This window comes from Pantoea sp. FN0305 (genome assembly GCF_050113845.1).
Classification (GTDB): Bacteria; Pseudomonadota; Gammaproteobacteria; order Enterobacterales; family Enterobacteriaceae; genus Mixta; species Mixta alhagi.
Genome location: NZ_JBNJSN010000004.1, coordinates 24,570 through 42,518 on the forward strand (window position 1 = coordinate 24,570; position 17,949 = coordinate 42,518).

General features: G+C 49.6%; 17 protein-coding genes and 1 pseudogene. 9 read left to right on the forward strand and 9 right to left on the reverse strand.

The features are described from left to right. Nucleotides 1-10 precede the first annotated feature (10 nt). Complete coding sequence (gene icd / locus ACQE3Y_RS09185) at nt 11-1,264, forward strand: NADP-dependent isocitrate dehydrogenase (protein ID WP_250652415.1); 1,254 nt, start codon at nt 11-13, stop codon at nt 1,262-1,264. Between the two features lie 214 nt (nt 1,265-1,478). On the opposite strand, the gene ACQE3Y_RS09190 is transcribed toward icd, so the two are convergent. Both ACQE3Y_RS09190 and ACQE3Y_RS09195 read right to left on the reverse strand, forming a co-directional pair. Continuing rightward, nucleotides 1,479-1,853, reverse strand: a complete 375-nt coding sequence (locus ACQE3Y_RS09190; RefSeq protein ID WP_426972987.1) for a LysE/ArgO family amino acid transporter — start codon at nt 1,851-1,853, stop codon at nt 1,479-1,481. A 61-nt stretch (nt 1,854-1,914) separates the two neighbouring features. Further along, nucleotides 1,915-2,619, reverse strand: coding sequence for a B3/B4 domain-containing protein (locus ACQE3Y_RS09195; protein ID WP_426972986.1), 705 nt, complete (start codon nt 2,617-2,619; stop codon nt 1,915-1,917). 43 nt (nt 2,620-2,662) lie between these two features. Between ACQE3Y_RS09195 and ACQE3Y_RS09200 the strand changes: the two genes are divergently transcribed. After that, a complete protein-coding gene (locus ACQE3Y_RS09200; protein WP_426972985.1) occupies nt 2,663-3,259 on the forward strand; it encodes a helix-turn-helix domain-containing protein in 597 nt (198 codons plus the stop codon). Between the two features lie 80 nt (nt 3,260-3,339). Here the strand turns inward: ACQE3Y_RS09200 and ACQE3Y_RS09205 are convergent, their stop codons facing one another. From ACQE3Y_RS09205 to ACQE3Y_RS09220, 4 genes are all read right to left on the reverse strand, one after another. Beyond that, nucleotides 3,340-4,134 (reverse strand): PhzF family phenazine biosynthesis protein, encoded by a 795-nt coding sequence (locus ACQE3Y_RS09205; RefSeq protein WP_426981478.1) that lies wholly within the window; start codon nt 4,132-4,134, stop codon nt 3,340-3,342. 246 nt (nt 4,135-4,380) lie between these two features. Further along, entirely contained in the window at nt 4,381-4,548 is a 168-nt protein-coding gene (locus ACQE3Y_RS09210; protein WP_426972983.1) for a DMT family transporter, read from the reverse strand. Nucleotides 4,549-4,653: 105 nt separating this feature from the next. After that, nucleotides 4,654-5,148, reverse strand: a complete 495-nt coding sequence (locus ACQE3Y_RS09215; RefSeq protein WP_426972982.1) for a glutathione peroxidase — start codon at nt 5,146-5,148, stop codon at nt 4,654-4,656. Between the two features lie 1,573 nt (nt 5,149-6,721). Continuing rightward, nucleotides 6,722-8,056, reverse strand: coding sequence for a PLP-dependent aminotransferase family protein (locus tag ACQE3Y_RS09220; protein WP_426981479.1), 1,335 nt, complete (start codon nt 8,054-8,056; stop codon nt 6,722-6,724). Nucleotides 8,057-8,165: 109 nt separating this feature from the next. Here ACQE3Y_RS09220 and ACQE3Y_RS09225 point away from each other — a divergent pair, with 109 nt between their 5' ends. Beyond that, nucleotides 8,166-9,065: a DMT family transporter gene (locus ACQE3Y_RS09225; RefSeq protein WP_426972980.1), complete on the forward strand. Its 900-nt coding sequence runs from the start codon at nt 8,166-8,168 to the stop codon at nt 9,063-9,065. Between the two features lie 265 nt (nt 9,066-9,330). Here the strand turns inward: ACQE3Y_RS09225 and ACQE3Y_RS09230 are convergent, their stop codons facing one another. Then, nucleotides 9,331-10,215, reverse strand: coding sequence for a LysR family transcriptional regulator (locus ACQE3Y_RS09230; RefSeq protein ID WP_426981480.1), 885 nt, complete (start codon nt 10,213-10,215; stop codon nt 9,331-9,333). 110 nt (nt 10,216-10,325) lie between these two features. Between ACQE3Y_RS09230 and ACQE3Y_RS09235 the strand changes: the two genes are divergently transcribed. The 5 genes from ACQE3Y_RS09235 to ACQE3Y_RS09255 all read left to right on the forward strand — a co-directional run bounded on the left by ACQE3Y_RS09235 (nt 10,326) and on the right by ACQE3Y_RS09255 (nt 14,471). After that, entirely contained in the window at nt 10,326-11,387 is a 1,062-nt protein-coding gene (locus ACQE3Y_RS09235) for a hypothetical protein (protein WP_426981481.1), read from the forward strand. A gap of 220 nt (nt 11,388-11,607) precedes the next feature. Then, nucleotides 11,608-11,955 carry an HNH nuclease YajD gene (gene yajD, locus ACQE3Y_RS09240; protein ID WP_426981482.1) on the forward strand — a complete coding sequence of 116 codons (348 nt, stop codon included), beginning with the start codon at nt 11,608-11,610 and terminating at the stop codon, nt 11,953-11,955. A 151-nt stretch (nt 11,956-12,106) separates the two neighbouring features. Then, nucleotides 12,107-12,856, forward strand: coding sequence for an alpha/beta fold hydrolase (locus ACQE3Y_RS09245; RefSeq protein ID WP_426981483.1), 750 nt, complete (start codon nt 12,107-12,109; stop codon nt 12,854-12,856). Nucleotides 12,857-13,060: 204 nt separating this feature from the next. Next, nucleotides 13,061-13,972 (forward strand): alpha/beta fold hydrolase, encoded by a 912-nt coding sequence (locus ACQE3Y_RS09250; RefSeq protein ID WP_426981484.1) that lies wholly within the window; start codon nt 13,061-13,063, stop codon nt 13,970-13,972. 202 nt (nt 13,973-14,174) lie between these two features. Next, on the forward strand, nt 14,175-14,471 hold the full coding sequence (locus ACQE3Y_RS09255; protein WP_426972963.1) for a chorismate mutase: 297 nt from the start codon (nt 14,175-14,177) through the stop codon (nt 14,469-14,471). 264 nt (nt 14,472-14,735) lie between these two features. Here the strand turns inward: ACQE3Y_RS09255 and ACQE3Y_RS09260 are convergent, their stop codons facing one another. Further along, the gene (locus ACQE3Y_RS09260) at nt 14,736-15,644 is read right to left on the reverse strand and encodes a LysR family transcriptional regulator (RefSeq protein ID WP_426981485.1); all 909 of its coding nucleotides are present in this window, start codon (nt 15,642-15,644) and stop codon (nt 14,736-14,738) included. Nucleotides 15,645-15,744: 100 nt separating this feature from the next. On the opposite strand from ACQE3Y_RS09260, the gene ACQE3Y_RS09265 reads away from it, so the two are divergent. Then, nucleotides 15,745-16,872 carry an FAD-dependent monooxygenase gene (locus ACQE3Y_RS09265; protein WP_426981486.1) on the forward strand — a complete coding sequence of 376 codons (1,128 nt, stop codon included), beginning with the start codon at nt 15,745-15,747 and terminating at the stop codon, nt 16,870-16,872. A 517-nt stretch (nt 16,873-17,389) separates the two neighbouring features. Here the strand turns inward: ACQE3Y_RS09265 and ACQE3Y_RS09270 are convergent. Next, nucleotides 17,390-17,862, reverse strand: a pseudogene (locus ACQE3Y_RS09270) (primase-like DNA-binding domain-containing protein); the annotation flags it as partial. Nucleotides 17,863-17,949 lie beyond the last annotated feature (87 nt).

A 17,949-nucleotide genomic window follows, 5' to 3' on the forward strand; every position in this document is an offset into this window, starting at 1 on the left:
GGAGAGGTTAATGGAAAGCAAAGTAGTTGTTCCGGCGGAAGGTCAGAAAATCACTCTCGACGATCAGGGAAAACTGGTTGTTCCCGCTAATCCGATCATCCCTTATATCGAGGGTGATGGCATTGGCGTAGACGTTTCTCCCGTCATGATCAAAGTGGTTGATGCCGCTGTGAAAAAAGCCTACAACGGCGAGCGAAAAATTTCCTGGATGGAAATTTACACCGGTGAGAAATCAACTCAGGTGTATGGTCAGGATGTCTGGCTGCCGGAGGAAACCCTTGACCTGATTAAGGATTACCGCGTTGCCATCAAAGGTCCGTTAACCACGCCGGTTGGCGGCGGTATTCGCTCTCTGAACGTTGCGCTGCGTCAGCAGCTGGACCTGTATATCTGTCTGCGTCCGGTTCGTTACTATCAGGGCACTCCAAGCCCGGTTAAGCGTCCGCAGGATACGGATATGGTGATCTTCCGTGAAAACAGTGAAGACATCTATGCCGGTATCGAGTGGAAAGCGGGCACGCCGGAAGCGGATAAAGTCATCAAGTTCCTGCAGGATGAGATGGGTGTAACCAAAATCCGTTTCCCGGAGCAGTGCGGCATCGGCGTGAAGCCTTGCTCTGAAGAAGGCACCAAACGTCTGGTGCGTGCGGCGATTGAATATGCCATTACCAACGATCGCGATTCTGTGACGCTGGTACATAAAGGCAACATCATGAAATTCACCGAAGGTGCCTTTAAAGATTGGGGCTACCAGCTGGCGCGTGAAGAGTTCGGCGGTGAGCTGATCGATGGCGGCCCGTGGGTGAAAATCAAGAACCCGAACAGCGGCAAAGAGATCGTGATCAAAGACGTGATCGCTGACGCCTTCCTGCAGCAGATCCTGCTGCGTCCGGCTGAATATGATGTTATCGCCTGTATGAACCTCAACGGTGACTACATTTCTGACGCCCTGGCGGCGCAGGTTGGCGGTATCGGTATCGCTCCGGGCGCAAACATCGGTGACGAGTGCGCGCTGTTTGAAGCCACCCACGGTACCGCGCCGAAATATGCGGGCCAGGATAAAGTAAACCCGGGTTCCGTGATCCTTTCCGCTGAGATGATGCTGCGCCACATGCAGTGGTTCGAGGCCGCAGACCTGATTGTTAAAGGTATGGAAGGCGCGATTGCCGCGAAAACCGTGACCTATGACTTCGAACGTCTGATGGAAGGCGCTAAACTGCTGAAATGTTCAGAGTTTGGCGACGCGATTATCAACAATATGTAATCGCTGATTAACAAAATATAGCCAACATGGATTGTTAAATTTATGTTGGCTTTTTTGTTTGTGCTGCTTTATTGAATGTTCTTTGCTGAAACAATGAGCATGATTTTATTTTCAGTGAAATATTCACGCAGTGTTTTCGCCGGCCTTCCGAGGATATAGGGGATATCATTCTGAATCATTGACATATATGACATCCTGCTATCCAGCATCTGTGTCACGAAATCAATGTTTGCACTGGCATACCGGTTAGCAGCACTTTTTTCCAGTCCGATGCGGCCTCTTCTGCCGGGCGAAGGGCATTACTGCCCTTAAAGGCTCTCCTGGCAGCCATCAGCCCGTAAGCCGCCAGAAAAGCTGCCCCGCCAAAGCGCAGCACCTGAAGCGCCGCTGGCCATGCCTGAACCAGCTTTCCCGTACCGGCCACGCCGGCCATGATGAGCACAATATCACTGAGTGAGAAAGCTATGACGACAAGAGCAACATACCGTTGCTGCAGCCCCTGACGCAGCGCAAAGGCGTTCTGTGCGCCGATAGCCATGATAAGACCCAGCCCGGTCATAAAACCGGCCGGTATTGCGGACAGGTACATAATTGATCTCTGGTGTTACGCTAAAAGGGAGCCGTCCCGGCACGCGCCGGGAGAGCAAAAGTTATTTCGCATCAGACGACGCGTTGCTGATGAGAACGGTCTGACAGCGTGCGCCGGGCATCATTTTTTCAAGGCCGTCTGTCAGCATTCTGCCGGCCGCATACAGCTCTTCCAGCGGCATTTCCGGCAGGCTCTCAAGGATGAACCACATGCTGCTGTCTGCCACGCTCAGCCGGGTCCGTACGCCCTGCCGCCAGTTCCATCGGCGACAGGTCACGCCGGTATCATCGCGCCAGACAACTTCTCCTGCTTCCGGTGACTCGCTTCCCGGCTGACCGTCCTTCATGGTGTCAAAAATTTCGGTTCCGTCAGCTACAACCAGCTGCGGCATCCCGACGTAAGCCGCAAAGTTTTCACCGCCAACCGGAACGGCATATCGGATGCTGACGGCGTTATACAAATCCACCACCGGATCGAGAGCGGCCATCGTGCCATCCTTTATGACGCGCTTTCTCAAAGCTTCTGCCGAACAGGGCGTGCGCCTGGGTTTTGCACCGAAGGCCCGGAAAATGTCCGCCCATGCGCTGAGGTGCGCCTCTGCCCAGGCAGGCTGCCCTGCCAGAACGGCCTTGCAGGCTTCCTCAAGCGCGACGTCACCAACCCGTTTATCAGCCACGGGGGCCGCCTCTACGCTGATACTGAGCGCACGAAAACCTGGTGCGATGCGGTAAATTTCGGGACTGATTGACGGTAACACGGCTGACATATGATAATCCTGTAATGACTGATTTATTACATGATAATGACCGATGACCAATAAAGTCAATATAACGACCGATGCCGATGCGGCCAGGGTAAACGAGGCCGTTTCCGCGCACATAAAGCTTTACCGCAGCCAGAATAAAATGTCACTTGATGAGCTTTCCCGCCGTTCAGGCGTCAGTAAGGGAATGCTGGTAGAGATAGAAGGATGCCGGGCCAACCCCAGCATTGCGCTGCTCTGCCGCCTTGCGTCTGCGATGAACGTATCCGTGGCTGACTTTGTCAACGTCGCCGGGAGGCCTGCCGTTCACCTCATCGGAGCCAGTGAAATTCCTGTGCTCTGGAAAGGAGAAAAGGGAGGCAGTGCGCGTCTGCTTGCGGGCACGAGCGGGCCGGACATGATTGAGCTATGGGAGTGGGTGCTTTACCCCGGAGAAACTTTTGAGTCTCCCGGACATCCGGAAGGCACCAGTGAACTCCTTTATGTATCCAGCGGAACCCTGACGCTCGTCGTTAGCGACACCACTTACGTGATAAGTTCCGGGGGGGCAGCCGTTGCAAGAACAGACGCACCGCATGCCTATATGAACAGTGGCACGGAGGTAACCATGTTTACCATGACGGTGCATGAGAAAGGCCGCTAAAAAGATCGCTTTGTGCTCTTCTGTGAGCCAGAACCGTAAGATACAGTCTGGTCCGGATTCCCGGGCCAGACCCTCACCGGTCAGACCGGTACGCAAATCTCCGCTTTCATGAACGTAACTGCCTTTCCTTCAATAACGACCCTGTCTTCTTTCAGCTCACAAATCAGATGTCCCCCTCTGAGGGATGCCTGCCAGGCAGACAGTTTGTTTTTACCCAGTTTTTCTGCCCAGTAAGGTACCAGGGTGGCATGTATTGAGCCGGTCACCGGATCTTCCGGAATGCCTGCACCCGGCGCAAAGTATCGTGAGACAAAATCGTACTGACTACCCGATCCCTGACCTGTCACGACCACACCGATAGGCCCCAGCCCGGCAAGCACGTGTAAATCTGGCTGACACGCCCTGACCGCGTCTTCCCCGCTCAGCACCACAAAGATGTTTTCAAAATTACGGAACCAGAATTGGGCCTGATCGTTGAACACCGGACTGATGATTTCCGGAAGCTGGGCCATTTCTTCGGGAGGTATGCACGGTAAATCGAGCAGATAGCCGTCCTCTTTCACCTCAACTCTCAACTGCCCGACGCGGGCTGAAAATGAGAGCGGTCCTGTTATGCCATATTCCGTTACCAGAACGTGGGCGGTCGCAAGCGTGGCATGACCGCAAAAATCCACTTCCACCGTTGGGGTGAACCACCGCAGGTCCCAGCCGTTATCGGCGCGTTTTACGAAAGCCGTCTCAGCCAGGTTATTTTCTGCTGCAATGGACTGCATCGTGCTGTCCGGCAGCCAGTCATTAAGCACCAGAACGGCAGCAGGATTACCGCCAAATACCCGATCGGAAAAAGCATCAACCTGAAACATCTTAAGGAACATCGTAATTACTCTCTCGTTATGTTTTAACCGTATGAATCAGGGTTATCCTATAACCCTTCAACTTAAGAAAACATGCAGTTGATTCTCTGAGCCGTTATACCGTACAGCGCGCCAGCTATGCCTGCTTCTGACATACCGCTGATTGTCTTTCCCCGAATTGGGTTCGCTTCCTGCCAGTTGTGTAAACACCTCACAAGCGGGCGCACTGAGAAAAGGGCTGGCAGACGCCTGCCAGCCCTGAGAGAGTCACGATGCCAGCTTCATCATGATGAGACCGGCCACGATTATCACCGCCGCCAGTATGCGCATCGGGGTGGCCGGCTCGCCCAGGAAGTACAGTCCGGCCAGAAATGATCCCACTGCACCTATCCCGGTCCATATTGTGTAAGCCGTCCCCAGCGGTAGTGAACGCATTATGTAGCGTGCGTATGGCAAGGTCCGTTATAGCGTAAAGTGAACATTAACTTCATACGCATATAATCATTTCGTCGAAAGCGCTCTAAAGATTAAAGGTTCAAATTACAGACGTGCTGAGATTTCAAGTGCAGCAAGAATTACGGGTTCCATTTTCTTCGGGGTAGAGAACGGTGCAAAACGCTTGAGTGGTTTGCCGTCGCGTCCGATCAGAAACTTAGTAAAGTTCCATTTGATTCGTCCTCCCAGTACGCCGGGCAATTCGTCTTTCAGGTAACGAAATACCGGGTGCGTTGAAGTGCCGTTGACCTCCACTTTCTCGAACATCGGGAAGCTCACACCATAATTAATGTGGCAGGTCTGCGCGATTTCGTCAGCACCGCCGGGTTCCTGTTTACCGAACTGGTTGCAGGGAAAACCAAGCACTACCAGACCCTGGGCGGCGTACTTCTTGTAAAGCGATTCAAGGCCTGCGTATTGTGGCGTAAATCCACAATGGCTGGCGGTATTGACCACGAGAACCAGCTTGCCAGCGTAGTCAGCCATAGGGATGAGCTGACCACTCAGACTGGTGGCAGTAAGCTGATGAAAAGTGCTCATATCAAAATCCTCAGAATTACTCATATCGCCGATTCATTGTGTAAGACAGGACAATTGTCTGTCGACAGAATTGCACAAATCCTGATGTTATAGTTTTATCAGCGGCTGGATCGCCCCGTTTAGCCTTGGGTGAGGCGCTGGCGCCAGCTGTGGCGCAATCAACTATGGTTTAACGTGCTGATGGTAAGTAAACATCTAAAAAAGGTTGTGTTGAACACACTGATATTAATAATTGCTTTGTTTGTCTTAGACTATTTTACCGTTAATGATTTCATGTCGTTTAAAAATGTATGTAGAGTAATTCTCACGGGTACGCTGGTAGGGTTAATTAACTATAAGTTTTTCAGGAATTAAAACTACGTACGGCGAGAGTTATTTCTCATTAGAAAAGCTCGCTTTGGTGAGCCTATTTCGTATTGGTGCTCTGACGCATAATTATACATTGACTGAAGTTTAATCAGGCCGGGCCACCCACTACAGGCAGCGTTACAGCAGCAACTGTAACCCACTGAGGATGGGTATCGTCTGCATTAATTGGATTAATTTCGTCCGTTGATTACTCAATAGCTTTCAGCACATTTGCTGGCAATGGCTGTTTTGACATCACAATGGCCGATGCGCTTATGATTTCCGGCAGGAGCTTTCTGCCTACCGTTCCTGGTAAGGAACTTATGAGCCAGGAACAAGATAAAAAGTGTCAGAGAACAGAGCTTTCTCTCCCGAAACACCGCGAGCCGGTGAAATGCAATCTTTCTGATACCAGACGACCTCATCAACCTTAACCTGTGCCGAGCACTTCTCGCACTGGATAGTGGCAACGGCTTCATCACTGAAAGATTTTGCCGATGAAGTGAAGCGATCGCCTCCGCACTCTGTGCATACCAATTGTATTACTGACATCGTCTCTGACCCTGTTTACGTGGAAGCTAATTAAGAATATTCCTAATTCAACCAATTGGCGATAGAGTGACCAGTTAATTTTTCGTAAAAGTGCAAACTAACTGTAAAAAACTTCGGACGTAAATGTGGATGTGGATGACAAACAGGGTTGAGGACATAGCACAGGGCACTTGACCTACCTGAGCACGCCCGTCTGCTTTTTAAGATAAAACCTATCGATTTGATAGGTGAAATTTTAGGGCCAATATTTATTTTTTGACTACGTTTTTATTACAAAAATAAATATGGAAAAAAGAGATGGCGAAGTTTTACTACCTTGAGAAACTGTCACAGCAAACTATCAAATATCAGATCCACTCTGAAGGATGCACATTACTGCCAGCATGGGGTAAACGGGATTTTTTGGGCACGTTTTACCACGAACGGGATGCCATAAAAGTGTCCCGGTTGCGGCATCTTGCAACCGCCCCCTGTTCGCAATGCTTCGAAAATCCGAGAAAATATCAAATAAAACTCTAACCGCCTTCGGGCGGTTTTTTGTATCTGATTTTATGTGCGCTAAGCACCTGCAAGCCCCATGCCGCTGGTACCGCCAGCGATCAGTATGCGTTTTCCCGGAAACCTGCCCACCGAACTTAATACACCTGGCCTTAGTAATGTCGCCGTTTTCTGCTTAGACATCCTTTTCATATTCTATTGTCTGTTTCACTGCGCTCAGGGCAAGCCGGAGCTTATCCAAAGTGACCGAGCCCAGCGCGAGGCGAATGGCGTGCGGCACGTTTTGTGAGGTGCTGAATGGCTCTGCGGTAGAAACGGAGATCTGCTGCTGCATTAAACGGTTCACAATTCGTTCAGCTCTGATCTCACAAGGTAGCGGTAGCCAGATAAAGTAGGAATTGGGATGGCTTACCCAGTCACTGTCACCCAGGATCTCGCGGGCAATAACCTGGCGCTGGCGGGCATCACGCCGTTTCAGTAACTCCAGACGCCTGATCGTACCATCCTTAATCCAGCCACAAACAATCGAGACCATGAGGGAAGGCGTATTCCACGTTGTGGCACGAATAGCACGCTCAAGCGCTCCACGCATGTGAGCTGGACAGACCACAGCACCGACACGCAGGCCGGTAGCAATATTTTTCGCAAAGCCGGTGACATAGACCGTTCTTTCCGGTGCATAGCAGGCGAGGGGGGCTGGTGGATGATGGACGAGAAAGGCATAGGCTGCGTCCTCAAGCACGAGGAGATCAAACGTTCTGGCAATGAGGGCGAGTTCCCTGCGCTGAGCATGACTCAGGACCCAGCCAAGCGGATTATGCAGCGTAGGCATTGTATAGATCGCACGAACGCGCCGGCGTTGGCAGATTTGCCTTAACGCATTCAGGTCAGGACCGTCAGAACCTGCAGGTATCGGTGCAAGTTCCAGATGATAAAGCGTGGCCAGAGCTTTAAAACCAGGATAGATGAGTGCATCTACCGCTACCACATCGCCGGGTTTCAGCAGGCCCATCACAGCTATCGTGAGGCCATGCTGCGCACCATTCACAATCAGCACGTCATCCGCAGAGGATGAAATGCCAGCGTTCCTCAGCCATGAAGCAATAGTATTCCGATCGTTTTGTCTCCCGGCGTGAGGTTGGTAACGCAGCCCTGATTCAAGATCACCGGTTGTGGCCAGTGAACGAATCGCTTCACGCAGCAGTTCAGTCTGTTCCGGCAGAGAAGGGTAATTAAAGTTGAGATCCAGAACGTCTGACGCCACGACATGCTGGTCCGTTCCAAGCCCGGCAGGCAACGAAATATCTCGCACAAAGGTCCCACGGCCAGTTTCTCCACTCACAAGGCCCATGGCTTCCAGTTCTGCATAAACGCGGGTTGCGGTTGCCAGGGAAATGCGTTTCTCGGCGGATAGCGCCCTGTGGGTCAAAAGTCGGGTACCTGCCGGAAGGCTGCCGCTTCGGATCGCGCCCGCGTATTCATCCACGATAGCTTTATAGCGCGCCTTCATAAATTGTATCCATGACAATTTTTTGATTGTAATAAATCATGAGGGCTAGCATAGGGACTGTCAATTTTTGAGGCTTGCTGTTTCAGCCATGCTTCAATGCGGGGGTATTGTGGTGACCAATAGAGAGAATAAAGCAGTTCCCGGCGCGGTGTCCGGCTGGATCAATGGCTTACTGGGCGTAATAATATTCAGCGGTTCGCTGCCAGCCACACGAATAGCGGTTCAGGATATGAACCCTTTTTTCCTGACTTTTATACGAGCCTCAATCGCCGGTATGCTGGCAATCATGCTGATCCTGTTTTTCAGTCAGAAACGTCCGCAGCGCCATCAGATAGGCTCTTTAATCATTGTTGCGCTCGGTGTAGTAATGGGTTTTCCGCTGCTGACGGCAATAGCGCTGCAGCACATAACCTCTGCTCATTCAATCGTGTTTCTGGGGCTGCTACCACTGGCTACCGCCATTTTTGGCGTAATCAGAGCAGGGGAAAGACCACGCCTGCCATTCTGGATATTTTCTATAATTGGCAGCCTGTTAGTAGGGGGATTCGCTCTGTCGCAGAGTGTGTCGGTCTCCGCGATCGGTGACTTACTGATGCTGGCCTCTGTAGTTGTCTGCGGACTGGGCTATGCCGAAGGCGCAAAGCTTTCACGTGAAATGGGCGGATGGCAGGTGATAAGTTGGGCGCTGATTATTTCTTTGCCGCTGATGCTCATGGCCACGTTTATCACTATGCCAGAAGATGCCAGTGCGATAAGCGTACGAGGATGGACTGCGCTGGCATATGTCTCCCTTTTCAGCATGCTGATAGGATTTATTTTCTGGTACAAAGGATTGGCTACAGGCGGTATTGCCGCTGTGGGGCAGCTACAGCTGCTGCAGCCTTTCTTCGGGCTGGGGCTTTCCGCCTCGCTGCTATCGGAAACTGTGACTCCTTTGATGCTTGCGGTCACGCTGGGGGTAATCCTTTGTGTCATCGGTTCGCGCAAATTTGCACGTAAAGCATCTTAATGCCGCTGCGGTAGCAACCTACGCAGGGATGGCCGTTTCTGATTCCAGGTTGTCCGCCTCTAAGGGATGCCTGATATGCTGACAGACGATTGTTGCCCAATATCACGGCCCAGTAAGGCACCAGGGTAGCATGTAAGAGCCGGTCACCGGATCTTCGGGGATCGGCGGTTATATGCAACTTTCTATACTTAACAGCGCAACACGATAGAGAGGTTAATTCTGTAAAATGGCATGGATCAGTAAATATCCAAAACGCCGCATGCCATCAGGAAAAGTGAGCAACCATAAAGTCAACGAATACGCGTACTTTGGGTGATAAGTGGCGATTTTGCGGATACATCACGACCACTGGTTTTTCTGGCGTTATAAAGTCGTCAAGCACCCTTTCCAGTTTCCCCTCTTTTACAGCATTTTCAATCATATAATCCTGGCAATAGATGACTCCTGAATCACTAATTGCAGCATCTATCATTGCTTCCCCATCATCCAGCGATAATGTCCCGGCAGGGATGTGCACAATTTTTTGATTATTCCTGAAAAAAAGCCATTCGCTAATTCTTTTTGTCTGAGGAGAAATAAATGACACGCAATTATGATTGCGCAGATCTTCCGGTTTTTCAGGGCGGGGGTGTTGTTGAAAATAATGAGGGGAAGCGGCCACAACGAAACGGGTCACCCCTAAAGAACGTGCAACCATTCGCGTGTCAGGCAAATCACCAATACGCACGATGACGTCAAAACCCTCTTCCACCACATCAACAAAGCGATCGGTTACGCTGGCATCTACCTTAACCTGCGGGTAATGCTGCATAAAGGTAGAAATTACTGGTATCACTCGCGAACGTCCAAAACCAGCAGGAATGCTGATATGAAGACGCCCCTGGGGGGCATTCTGTGCGTGAGACATCGCGAGCTTAGCGTCATCCAGATCGTTCAGAATTTGCTTACATCGCTGGTATAGCGCAGTCCCATCAGCTGTCAGGCTCAGACTACGGGTTGTGCGGTTAAATAACCTGACGTGCAGTTCATTTTCCAGCCGTGAAACCGCTTTACTCACCCCTGAAGCACTGATACCCAGCTCTGCAGCCGCCACGGTAAAATTACCGCCCTCCGCTGCAGCTACAAAAGCAGCTATCGCGCCAAGATCCATAATGTCGCCTCACTGGAATTTTAGTCATCAATGTAGTGATTTGAGGCTTATATATCAACTTTAGTTTGTTATCTAAAGTGTGCTCTCTGACTATTCATTGAAAGAAAATCATGATCTCTCTCAAAATAAGTAAGCTCGTTGGCTTTACGCTGACCTTTTGCATAACAATCGATTCAGCGATGTTGCACGCACAGGAATTTATCGGCTATGTGGAAAACACCGTCAATCCGGAAGATATGGTGGTCATTCCTGATACCCCGTGGGTGGTCACATCAACAGACAGAACACCAGGGAAATCTAAACCAGGCTATTTATATCTCATTAATTCAGTGACTGGTGTCGCTCAGTTGGCTAATGCTAAGGTCGCACTTGTCTCTTCAGCGGGCGATCCAACCTGTAAACCTCTTGAGTTAAACGACCTGGCGATGAGTGGGCTTGCCATACGAAGTGCAACTGATGGCGCTCTTCAACTGATGGCGGTAAATCGCGGGAAACGAATGTCGATTGAATTCTTCAACGTTGATCTTTCAACATCTAAACCGGCTTTGACATGGAGCGGATGTTTGATCATGCCTGAAAAAGCTTTCCCCAATGCGGTTACTCCGCTCAGTAACGACAGTCTGGCAGTGACAATTTCTTTTGAAACGGATAATAAAAAATTCATGCAGCAGCTGGAGGATAAGGTTAATACCGGTTACCTGTTAGAGTGGACTAAACAAAAAGGTTTCAAAAGGATTGCTGACAGTGAACTCCCGCTGAATAACGGTCTTAAAATCAGTGCTGATGGCAAATTTTATTACATTGCGGGCTGGGGAAGCGAGAGCATCTTGCGGTTACCTACTTCTTCAGGCAGTGGTAAGGCTCTTCAGGTGAACATTGGTATGAAGCCAGATAATTTGAGTTGGTCCAGCGATGGAAATCTCATAGTCGCAGGCCAGCTTCAGTCAGCAACCAGCATTTTTAATTGTGTTGCTTCTGATAAAGATGTCTGCCCGGTTCCTTTTAAAATTATTGAAGTTGATCCTGATACTTTGGCTATCCTTCGGGTTCTGGTTGATGGTGAAAAGATGGAGAATTACGCTGCTGCAACAACAGGGCTGGAAGTTGGTAAAGAGTTATGGGTGAGTGCTTTTCGCAACACGAAAATTGCCCGTTATCGCCTGGACAATTAACTACTTAACAATGCCGATGGCTAACTCATTACACTGGCAGCCTATTAACCCCATTTTCTTTTGAGGTCTCCTTCAGGCACTCGGAGGACAGCAACTGGACGTGCGCTGTTTGCGATAAGCGAAAAGCGCACGGAGCAAGCAACTTGAAATTCCCGGTTAAGCAGGCTAGCTTGCTTAAATTGAATGGAAAATTATCTTTTTATAACAGGTAACATCAGTAATGGCTCTGATCCCAAAAAACTATATGCGGCTGGAAAGTGGCTACCGTGAGAAAGCATTAAAAATCTATCCGTGGGTATGTGGACGCTGCTCACGGGAGTTTGTTTACTCCAATCTACGCGAGTTAACGGTTCACCACATCGACCACGACCATACCAATAACCCGGAAGACGGCAGTAACTGGGAGTTATTGTGTCTGTATTGTCATGACCACGAACACTCGAAGTACACAGAAGCTGACCAGTACGGCACAACTGTGGTGGCAGGGGAGGACGCGCAAAAAGATGTGGCGGCCGCAACCTATAATCCCTTTGCCGATTTAAAGTCGATGCTTAATAAAAAGAAATGAGGTTAGAAATGTCCGCTTCTGACACAAAGTAACCTATAGCGGCGGCGTTATGCCGCTGTGAACGAACAGCGGACATAAAAAATCGCTTCTTGAACAGTTCCGCCCAGGGTGTGTATGCTTTCCATCCATAAGAAAAATTAAAGGAAAACATATGCTCCATACATCAGGAACACCTCGGTTGTCTTATCATGCAGAGGGAAAAGGTCCCCTTGTAATAATGCTTCATGGCCTCCTGATGGATGGGAAGTTTTGGAAAGACAATGGCTTAATATCAGCCCTGAGCCCTTTTTTTCACATTGTTTGTCCGGATCTTATAGGCCATGGAAAAAGCGAAAAAACAAATGTGAAAGAATTTTATACCCAACAAAATCAGGCATTATTCATTGTTAAAATTATGGATGAGCTGGGTTATAAAAAAGCGCATGTCATCGGTTACTCCGCTGGAGCCTGGGTGGCTTTGGGCCTGCTAAATCGCTTTCCAGAACGGTTTAATTCCGTTGTGCTGGGCGGGTGGGACTTCAAAAGTGGGCTTCCAGATACACCTGAAGGTAAGCTTAGTTTTGATGTATTTATGTCTTATGCGAGATGCGTAGCGCCAGAACTTACCACCTCGCTTTCGACAGACGATGAAAAAAGTGTGAGATATTTTTTCGATGAGCTAAGGAAGTACCTGGGAAAGGAGGAAAGCTTTTTTCCTTATAGTATCCCAACACTGCTTTGGGCAGGTGCCAGCGACCCTTATTACGCATCTATGGCTGAGTTAGCAGAACTACATGCTTTACCACTTCTCACTGGTAAGGGGGATCATTTGAGTGAACTAAAGAATCTGGATAAGCGCTCAATGAATGCAATTCTTAAATTCATTCAATCTCCAGAAACCTTTATTTCGTCTGTTACCTGATCACTTAAATGCAAAGCACAGTGATTTTCCTACAGTCCGCTTTTGGCACAAAGCGGAATGACTTAGGCGCAATATCCGTTTTGAGCAAAAGCGGACCTTGTTGTCGGTGGCTGGCTGTTGTGCAAATGCATTGGCGACTCGCGGTCGAGCGCGGCGCCTGTTACTCTCATACCGCTTAGCGCTTAGCTTAAACTGGGAGGTCTGATGCATACCGCAAATATCTGTGCCATGATCGGAGCAACGCTTTTACTGATGTCACTCTGCGTCTCGGCGTCCGCAGCTCAGTCAACGTCTATAGTTTCAGAACATCCAAACTCACAGCGTATCTCTGTACAGACGCAAGGCTCGGGACCGGATGTGATATTGATTCCGGGGCTGGCCTCGCCTCGCGAAGTCTGGGCCGATTTAGCAGCAGATTTACGTAAGCACCACCGCATTCATCTGGTAGAACTGGCGGGCTTTGCCAGCACACCTGCCATTTCCAACCCAGAGGGAAAGGTCATCGCACCGGCAGTTGATGCCATCGCTGAATACATCCGCACCCATCACATCAACGCACCGGCGATTATTGGTCATTCTCTCGGAGGGGAAATTGCCCTGATGCTGGGTGCCCGTCATCCCGACCAGGTTGGTCGCCTGATGATCGCCGATGCCTTGCCGTTCTATACGTTGATGATTGACCCTGCCGCGACCAGCAAAACAGCTGTCCGGCAAGCCACTGCTACACGAGACTGGCTGCTGGCACAGTCGCCGGAGCAAAGGGTAGCGTCTCAGAAGACATCCATAGCCCGCTTAGCCAAAACCGAGGCGGTGAGGCCAGCTTTGGTGACTGCGGGGATCAATTCCGATCGTAAAACCGTTGCCGATGCCGTGTATGAATTGATGATTACCGATTTGCGTCCCGAGCTTGGTCGTATTAAAGCGCCGATTGAGATCGTCTACGCCTATGACGGCCTGTTCGGAGTGCCTCCCGCCGGCGTGGATGCGATGTACCGTCAAGCCTATGCCTCTGCACCAGATATTCATTTCACGCGGATCGATGACAGCTTTCACTTCGTCATGCTCGACCAGCCAGAACGGTTCTCCAGCGCGGTTGAGTCATTCTTAAATAAGTAAAAGCTCCAGGGGATGTTGGCATATTCACTCTCCATTAAATCAGGAGATGTGATTAGAGCTGTCCCCTGTGAGCGAAAAGCGAACCCAGTAAATTAGTAGACATTTTCTCAAACCTCTACCCACGGCATAGTTCTATAGATGGCACCTGTCAGAATTTAATGTATCCTACAAGAACTCGTGTACTAGTCTAGGGGTTCGTTTTATGTGTTTTTCCAGTATTGACGAAGTTAGAGAACGTATCGATCAAATCGATAGTGAGCTGGTTAAATTAATAGCTCAGCGTGCGGGGTGTGTTAAAGCCGCTGCTGCGTTCAAAACCGATAGTACCGCCGTTCGTGCTCCGGATCGCGTAGAGCAGGTCATCAGTAAGGCGCGTGAGAGAGCCGCGGAAATTGGACTTCCGAAAGTAATCATTGAAAAGATCTACCGGAGCATGATTGATGCATTTATTGACTATGAGCTTAAACAACATGAAAAATTGCAACAGGAAAAAGCCTGACAGCGCGCGAAATCAAAAATCGAAGTATTAGTAGTTGAGTATAAATATCTTCCGAGGTCCGCTTTTGGCACAAAGCGGACTGACATGCGGGCCAAAGTCCGCTTTGAGCAGGAAGCGGACGTTCTGACGGCACACTTAGATCGAGAGGTTTTTAATAAAGGGAAGTAAGTCAGCTTAATGCAGCTATACGAAAAAACTTCGCCTTTAAAACATTTTGCCGGCATTTCTTATCACCTGGACCAAAATAGTGGATTGCTTAGCCGATTATGTTCTGTCCTCACTATGTACACCCAAATGGCCAATAGCCCATTGCAGGTGTTCCAGAAAAGTCTTCACTTTAATTTGTAAGTATTTTCTGCCGGAATACAGCGCATATAGCACCAAATCTTCTGGTTCGCGGTTACAGTTAATTTTAACAAGGGAGCCGTTGTTAATTTCTGATTCACAGGCATGAAGAGGCAAGATGGCGAAACCAAGTCCTTTTAGTGCTGCAGCCTTGGCCATCTGTCCACTGTTCACCTTGTAGCTGGACTGCACCTGGACGGTTTGGTTCTGTTTAAATCTCCAGGGCATTCCCTGGAGTACCGACATACTAGTAATACAGGGGATTTTGGTTAGTTCATCAACCGATTGTGGTGATGGGTGACGTTCCAGAAGTTCTGGTGCTGCTACCACACAGCTCGGCCAGCGCAGAATTTCTCTGGCGACCCAGCAAGAATCCTCCAGTGGCCCACGTCCAAAGCGTAATACCAGATCGAATCCATCCAGTAGTCCCTCTGTTGGGTCCAATTGTGTGTCACAACTGAGCTGTATTTGTGGATGCCGAATGCAGAAGTCAGCGAGAATGTCTGCCATGAATGGAAGGTCTGGTGTAATGATCTTCAGGTGGCCTGATAGTGAATCACCAAACAGTGACACTTCTTCCAGGGCATGATCCAAAGCGTGCGTGAGCGGCTTAATGGATTGATACAGCAGTTTACCGGCTGCGGTTGGAATTATCTTACGCGTCGTACGCTCCAGCAGCCGCACATGAAGTTGTTGTTCAAGTAAAGTGATATGTCGACTGACATTGGACGATGGCAGCTGAAGCTGCTCTGCCGCGAGCTTAAAGCTCAACTTTTCGTAAACAGCCTGAAAACAGATCAGCCACTGTATTTCAAATTTTTCAATCATTAATTATCCCAAAAAATGAGATTAACAAAACTATAATTCCATATTTATCACTAATCAGGTGGTCATTACAATTCCCATTAAGTTTCGTAATAGGAAGGGAATGATGACCAGAACCAAGAAAATTGCCATCGTAGGCGCCGGGGTTGCTGGAATGGCACTGGCAATCCTCGCAACCAAACAGGGCCATCAAGTCAGCCTGTTTGAGCGTGGCAGCAATGTGTCTTCTATGGGAGCTGGTGTGACGCTGTGGCCCAATGCCATGTTCGTCATGCAGAAGATGGGGCTGGACAAAAAGGCCATGCAAGTGGGTGGTACACCATGCATGATGCGCCAGTTTGATCAGCATGGTCTCCTTCAGACTGAGTTCGATATTTTAGCAGTGAACTCACTTTGCGGTTTTCCCAGTGTGGCAGTTTTACGGCGTGAGCTGATGAGCTTACTGGCCGGTGCGTTAGAGAGTCTGGGTAGGGAGATCAAGTTCAATTGTTCAATCACTGCAGCGGACGTGATGAAGTTGAGCCAAGAGTTTGATCTGGTAGTCGGAGCTGACGGGCGTATGAATTCAGTCGTCCGTCAGGCAATGTATGCGGAGAAAGTCACTCCTCGTTATCATGGCTTTGTGAACGTAATAGGTGTGGGAAGACAACGAGAGGGCACCTTGAGCAACACTATTGATGACTTTCGTGGTCAAAGTGAGCGTTTTGGAATCGTCCCAGTAAATGATGGGTGGTGCTATTGGGCAGGAGCGTGGAAAGCTCCTGTTGACCATGAACTTCCTCGGGCGCATTGGCGCGATGAGTTGCATCGGCGTTTTCGGGACTGGCCTGATCCTGTGCAGAATGTGCTGCTGTCATGTGATAGTGCATCTGTGAGGGGAATTTTTGTGCATGACATTGATCCTCTTCCTTTTTGGCATAAAGACAATGTTTTACTCATCGGAGACGCGGCTCATGCTTCCTTGCCGACATCTGGGCAGGGTGCATGTCAGGCGCTGGAAGATGCATGGAGTCTTACTCGCTTACTGAAAGAGAGCGATGATCTGGAAATTGCTCTGCAAGGCTTCTACCAACAGAGACATATTAAGACCTCAGCAGCACAGTTGGTTGGAAGACAATTCGCGCAGAAAATTTTCTCTGAGCAGCCTGAGCCACTGTTGCCTGCATCCATTAATTCCGCAGCAGAACTCAGCCGGTTCTGGATGCAGGGTTTAAAGCATGTAGCCTTCTGAAACAGGTCATGAGGATGCGGTATAACTGTATGTCGGAAGAATACTAATCGGTGCGATGTTAGTGTTAAACGCTGACCTAAGAATGTCCGCTTTTGGCACAAAGTAGACGCTTGGCATGAGCTTCTGTGAATTATCAGTAAGGCCATCTTAAGATTTAGCAATCCTGCAGCCGGTGTGCTGTCCCGGCTGCTCCTCACATACTCCTCACCTGATTTTCTCAAAATCGATCTCAGCCCAGTCATATCAAGGGGCTCAGGAACTCTCCTCACTTCACCCCTCACTTTGCCGTCTGGTCATTAGCGTCATCACTTCGCCATCAACCTTAATTAGCCCTTTAGTTTCAAACTTTGTTATCCAGCTACTGAAGTTTTTAACGTCAAGCCCAGGCGCCTTCATATCATCCCTTATGACCGCACGGGTGCAGATGTCGTTGTTCATTGTCCGGCTGCGGATCAGGTTCCAGAGTGCGATATGATTTTCCGTAAGTTTTGCGATATCACTGAGTTCGGCAGCCAGTTCAGTAACATCGCGCGAAACATCCCGCACGGCCAGCGAAAGGATTTCTTCGCTCTCTTCGTCCGTAAACAGCTTTACCGGCTGCAGGTCGTATGCCCGACGTTTCGGCTTCCTGGCTAAGGGTGAGGTTAGAGCGTATATGACCCTTGGTACTTTTCTTGCGAAGATACGCTTTACCATACTCAGCCATGGCTCCGGGCATACTGTGCCGAGGCGAGTCAGAGATATCGGCTTGCTCAGCCCGTTCGCCCGCATGTAAGCCATGCAGGCGTGATAGAGATTACGACGCGGGCTGAAAGAAATCACTTCTGCGTTACCAATAAACATGCCGTCACACTGCTGTGAAGCCGTCAGGTAACCACAGAAATCCACCAGCGAATCGCACTCGCGCTTGATGGCCAGTGCCTCCTCAGACGTCTGCTGTTCAGACAGCACCTGACAAGCCTCCTGCTGGTCAACAAAGCGGGTGAGAAGATCACTGTCAGATTGAACCCACAGGATAATTTATTCGCTGACGCCCTAAAACCACCAGTTGAAAAAACGTTCAGTAAATGGTTTTAT